The sequence below is a fragment of the Anabaenopsis arnoldii genome, from assembly GCF_028331025.1.
GTDB classification, from domain to species: domain Bacteria; phylum Cyanobacteriota; class Cyanobacteriia; order Cyanobacteriales; family Nostocaceae; genus Anabaenopsis; species Anabaenopsis arnoldii.
This window is the reverse complement of record NZ_JAQMUH010000008.1, coordinates 1-5,375: the sequence shown is the minus strand read 5'-3', so window position 1 is coordinate 5,375 and position 5,375 is coordinate 1. Positions and strand designations below refer to the sequence as shown.

Here is a 5,375-nt window from a genome sequence, read left to right as displayed (position 1 = left end):
TGGTCAGTCCTGTATCTATGATGACTCGAAGAGTTATCCCCGCCCAGGGATGGGTAGTTAATGCTCAAGGAGATGTGGTTTTAGTGGCTGCTCCTAGGGGAAATCACCCTCACCGAGTTGATGCTGCTACGGCATATTGTCAGTAAATGTCGCACTCAAGCTCTTGTAGTACGGGCATCTTGCCGGGTATTGATGTAACTTAATTGTTGATCAAATTAAAGTCAGGGTGACAATGAAAACAACTCACAAAAAAAAGCTCAGATTAGAACCCAGATTCAAGCCCTCTGTTTTTCTACTAATTCTACTGTTCTGCCTTGCTTTAGCCATCCCCCCTGTATTTGCTCAGATTCATACAGATACAGTACAACTGATGCAACAAGGCAGGCAACTTTACAACTCAGGGCAATTTACCAAAGCTATACCAGTTTGGCAACAAGCCATCACAACATTACCCAGTAATTCCCTCAATACAGCCACTGTATGGAGCAACCTTTCTCTCACCCATCAGCAATTAGGAGAATGGGAAGCAGCCAATACAGCCATTCACAAAAGTTTGGAGATTTTACAATCTGCCAAAACCACCACAGAACAACAGCGCATTTTAGCTCAAACCCTGGATATTCAAGGGCAACTCTTACAAAAAACTGGGCAATCTCAGGAGGCTTTAAATACATGGGCACAAGCCGCTAGACTTTATCCCCAGTCACCCAATGGTCAACTTCATCTTAATTTGATTAATCAAGCTCAAGCTATGCAAGATTTAGGAATGTATTCGCGAGCTTGTCAAACCTTGTTAGAAATATTAGGTTTAAGCAATGCAGAATGTCATATTTCCGAGGCAGAAATAGCAAAACTGCAACAGCAAATACTAGGGAATCCCCAAAATATTTACCCAGCACAAGCTTTAAGAAGTCTCGGTAATGTCATGCGGATTATAGGCGATTTTCCCGCAGCGGAAACAATCCTCCAAGCTAGTTTAGCAATTGCTCAAACCAATAATTTACCGGAAGATGAAAGTAAAGTTTTGCTAAACTTAGGTAATACAGAACTCGCCTTAGCTAACAGAGCCACAGAAGTAGCAAATAGGCGACAAGCGGCAATTTATCGAGCCAAAGCCTTGGAGAAATATCAAGCAGCCTATGAAAAAGCAGTTTCTCTTTCATCTCCGGGTTCAGCTATTTTACAAGTGAAATCTCAACTCAATCAGCTAGAACTATTAATAGCAGAGCAAAAATGGACAGATGCAGAAGCTTTGATATCTCCACTCAAATTTTCATTAACTCACCTCCCCCTGAGTAGAGAAACCATTTATACTCAGGTTAGTTACACTAAAAACTCTCTTTGTTTACAGCAAAAACAGTCGAGTTGCCTCAGCCCTATCACTCCGAATTTATCATCGGTTGGTGAGGTATCTTTCCAGGAGGCAATTCAAACCTTAAACAGTGTTGCACAAGATGCTGCCCAACTTGACGATCAACGGACAAAATCCTATATACTGGGGCTTATAGGAAGATTATATGAGAGTCGCCAAGACTGGAATACAGCCAGTAAGTACACTCAAAAGGCATTACAGTACTCTTGGCAGGCTCAGGCACCAGAGTTAACTTATCAATGGCAATGGCAACAGGGACGACTGCTAAAAGCTCAAGGAAAAACTGAAGCAGCCCTGACTGCTTACGCCCAATCATTGGCAACTCTCCGCTCCTTCCGCAGTGATTTAGTGGCTATCAATACAGAAAATCAGTTTAATTTTAGAGAAAGTACTGAACCTGTTTATCGTGAATATGTCAGTTTACTGTTGCAGCGTCAAGATAACGCAGACATACCCCAAAAAAACTTAGAGCTAGCCCGTGAAACCATAGATTCTCTGCAATTAGCTGAGTTAGAAAACTTCCTGCGCTTGGTTTGTCTGGATGCGAAGCCGGTGGTAATTGACGACATAACGGATAAACAAGACCCTACAGCGGCCTTGATTTATCCCATTGTTTTACAAGACCGTCTTGAGATTATTGTTAAGTTACCACAAAATAAAGACCTACTTCATTACACCACAAAGATTGATAAAAATATAGTTGAGGAAATCCTGGGGGAACTGACTCAGGAGTTGAGTTTAGCTAACCCAAACAATATTAGAATTGATCCCCGAGTCTATGAACGAGTAATCCTGAGCAATGCACAGATACTATACAAATGGCTGTTAGCCCCTGCTGAAAAAGATTTAGCCCAAAGTCAGACTAAAACTTTGGTTTTTGTCTTGGATAGTGCTTTGCAGAATATTCCTATGTCTGTACTGCACAACGGTGAAAACTATGTGATCCAACAGTACAACATTGCCCGTGCTCCTGGCTTACAACTTACCGACTTTCAAACTTATCGGGACAAAAAACCTCGGACTCTCATCGGCGGATTGAGTGAATCCCCCGAAGCGCGGGAGCAACAATTCTCCCCATTACCCTTTGTCCTCAAAGAAGTACAAGAAATTAAATCACAAGTTCCTAGTAGCACTGAGTTACTTAATCCCTCTTTTACCAATGCAGGCTTCAAAAATACCCTCAATTCAGCCCCTTTTTCTGTTGTTCACCTAGCCACCCACGGACAGTTTAGCTCCCAACGTGATGATACTTTTATCCTGACTTGGGACGATCGCCTGAATCTCAACCAGTTAAATAGTTTACTGCGTTCTAGAGATCAGCAGCCTATTGAATTACTAGTATTGAGTGCTTGCGAAACCGTAAAGGGAGACAGCAGAGCCGCCCTAGGGTTGGCTGGCGTTGCTGTCCGAGCGGGGACTCGCAGCACATTAGCTACCCTTTGGCAAGTAAATGATCAATCAACGGCTCTGTTCATGAGTCAATTTTATCAGGCTTTGATGGGTAATAATATGAGTAAAGCCGCTGCTGTACGCCAAGCCCAATTAGCTCTTTTAAACAACCCAGAATACAAGAGTCCCTATTATTGGGCGGGTTATGTTCTCTTAGGTAAATGGTTTTGAGACTCCCCAGATGAAATACCAGCACCTAACCTCTGGGTTGGGATAAATCCACAAGCTGACAGTATAGGGTAGAACATGGCAAAAAAGCGGAGATTCCAGGTTATGATTGATGGATTCATCAAACATCCCAGTTATCAGTTATTCCTTAAGATATTCATCGGCTTAATTACTACTGCAAATATGCAGATGGTAAACGCCCAACTCACACCAGACAATAGCTTAAACTCCACAGTCAGGGGTGATACAGTAAATAACCGTGACATCATTGAAGGGGGAGCCATCCGTGGGAGTAACTTATTTCATAGTTTCACTGATTTTAATGTCGGCGCTGACAGAGGGGTTTATTTTAGTAACCCCGATAGTATTGGCAATATTTTAACCAGGGTGACGGGAAGTAATCCTTCTAGTATTTTGGGAACCTTGGGAGTATTGGGGAATGCTAACCTGTTTTTAATTAATCCCCATGGTATTAGTTTTGGTGCTAATGCTCGGTTAGATGTCAAAGGTTCCTTTGTGGCTGCTAGTGCCGATAGTATCATCTTTGATAATTATGAGTTTAGTAGCACAGATACGACAATAGACCCGTTATTAACTGTGAATATTCCCAGGGGGTTAAGATTTCGGGATCATCCAGGAAATATTACCCTGACTAATTCTAGTCTGAGTGTTCCAGAGGGTAAAACTTTAGCTTTGATTGGTGGTGATGTCAGCCTGAATAACACTCAAATCATATCACCGGGAAGTACAGTAGAGTTGGGTGGGTTAACCCAAGCCGGAAGGGTTGATATAGATGAAAAGCGTTTGACCTTTCCCCAGCCCTTAGATAGCGCCGCCACAAATATCACAACAAAAAATGTCAGCCTCAGTAATGGTGCGGTGGTAGATGTTGCTGGTGGTGGTGGTGGGAGCATAACAATAAATTCCCAAAATTTAGAGATAACTGGAAATAGTCAGCTGCGTGCTGGGATAGCAGCGGGGATGGGTTCACCCAATGCTCAAGGGGGAAATATTCAGATTAATAATACTGATAAAATCACCCTGGATAACTCCTTCATATTTAATGGCGTATTCGGCCAAGGAAATGCTGGGAATATCCACATCAATACTTCTAGTTTAACTTTACAAGATGGTGGTTTTATTAATGCGAGTATCTCCGGTAAAGGCAATACAGGAGCGATCGCAATTACAGCCGCTGATGGGGTGACTATCCGCGGGGAATCTAGTCTGGGCATTATCAGTTTAGTAGTTAGTCTAGTAGCACCAACAGGAGAAGGGAATAGTGGGGGTATTACTATTGATACTTCTACTTTAACTCTGGAAAATGGTGGTGGTATTAATGCTAGTACCATTGGTAAAGGCAATGCGGGAGCAATAACCATTACAGCCGCTGATGGGGTAATTATACGCGCAGAATCTAGTCAAGGCGTTATTAGTTCAGTAATTAGTGCAGTAGGACAAACAGCACAAGGAAATAGCGGGAATATTACCATTGATACTTCTACTTTAACTGTGGAAAATGGTGGTACTATTAATGCTAGTACCATTGGTCAAGGCAATGCCGGGGCGATTGTGATTAGAGCCGCTGACGGGGTAACTATCCGGGGGGAATCTAGTCGAGGATTTAGCACTTCTGTATCTAGTGCAGTAGCACCAACAGCACAAGGCAATAGCGCGGGTATTACCATTGATACTTCTACTTTAACCGTGGAAAATGGTGGTAATATTAACGCTAGTACCTTTAGTAAGGGTAATGGCGGGGCGATTGTGATTAGAGCCGCTGATGGGGTGACTATCCGGGGGGAATCTAGTCGAGGATTTCTTAGTTTAGTAGTTAGTGCAGTAGGACAAGAAACCGCAAAAGGAAATGGCGGGGATATTACCATTGATACTTCTACTTTGACTGTAGAAAATGGTACTAGTATTAATGCTACTACCTTTGGTCAGGGTAATGCCGGGGCGATTGTGATTAGAGCCGCCGATGGGGTGACTATCCGGGGGAAATCTAGTGCAGGCTTTACTAGTTCTGTATCTAGTACAGTAGCACCAACAGCAAAAGGAAATAGCGGGGATATTACCATTGATACTTCTACTTTGACTGTGGAAAATGCTGGTACTATTAACACTAGTACCAGTGGTCAGGGTAATGCCGGTGCGATTAACATTCGAGCTACAGAGCAAGTGGCGATTTCAGGTACTTATTTTGACAGAATATTAAACAGAGATTTTGGCGGCATTTTAGCCGTCACCCTCACAGATAACAATGCCGGTAACATCACCATCAACACCCCCAGATTCCAAATTTCCGACGGAGCCGGAGTAGAAGCCTTTACCCAAGGCGCAGGTAACGCCGGTAATGTTACCATCACCGCACCTCAAATAGTAG

At 43.0% G+C, this 5,375-nt stretch carries 2 protein-coding genes; both read left to right on the top strand.

Annotated features, from left to right (window positions below):
- Positions 1-232: 232 nt before the first annotated feature.
- On the top strand, positions 233-2,992 hold the full coding sequence (locus PN457_RS00660) for a CHAT domain-containing protein (RefSeq protein WP_271730645.1): 2,760 nt from the start codon (positions 233-235) through the stop codon (positions 2,990-2,992).
- Positions 2,993-3,094: 102 nt separating this feature from the next.
- Positions 3,095-5,375: two-partner secretion domain-containing protein (locus PN457_RS00655; RefSeq protein WP_271730644.1), on the top strand; the 2,281-nt coding region annotated here is incomplete at its 3' end.